This window comes from Pseudomonas sp. KB_15, assembly GCF_052114525.1.
In the GTDB taxonomy this organism is placed as follows: Bacteria; Pseudomonadota; Gammaproteobacteria; order Pseudomonadales; family Pseudomonadaceae; genus Aquipseudomonas.
Window position 1 is genome coordinate 1 of sequence record NZ_JBFREX010000336.1, and the last position, 377, is coordinate 377.

A 377-nucleotide genomic window follows, 5' to 3' on the forward strand; every position below is an offset into this window, starting at 1 on the left:
GGCGTCGACCGCGCGTGCTGGCCGCATCACTTGGTGCCGTGGCCGGCCTCAATCTTCCCTGTGCTTTCGCACAGGAAACCTCCGAACAGAAGGACACGTCACTGCCGCCCGTGGTCGTCAGTGAGGCCATCTATCCCGGCCTGGCGCTCTCGAAACCCGAATACACGGGCAGCCGCATGGGCCTGACGCCGCTCGAGACGCCGGCCAGCGTCGAAGTCATCAGCGGCGAGACCATCCGCGCGCGGGGCGACCAGAGCGTGCGCGAGGCCGTGACCCGGGCAACCGGCATCACCGGCAATCCGTCGCCGGGCAACGGCGGCACCTCGCTGACCGCGCGCGGCTTCGCCGGGCAGGGCTCGGTCATGCAGCTGCTGGAC

At 70.0% G+C, this 377-nt stretch carries 1 protein-coding gene; it reads left to right on the forward strand.

Annotation, left to right across the window (positions count from 1 at the left end):
• Positions 1-14: 14 nt before the first annotated feature.
• The coding region (locus tag AB4Z35_RS31160) for a TonB-dependent receptor plug domain-containing protein (protein WP_442101321.1) at positions 15-377 on the forward strand (363 nt) is incomplete at its 3' end.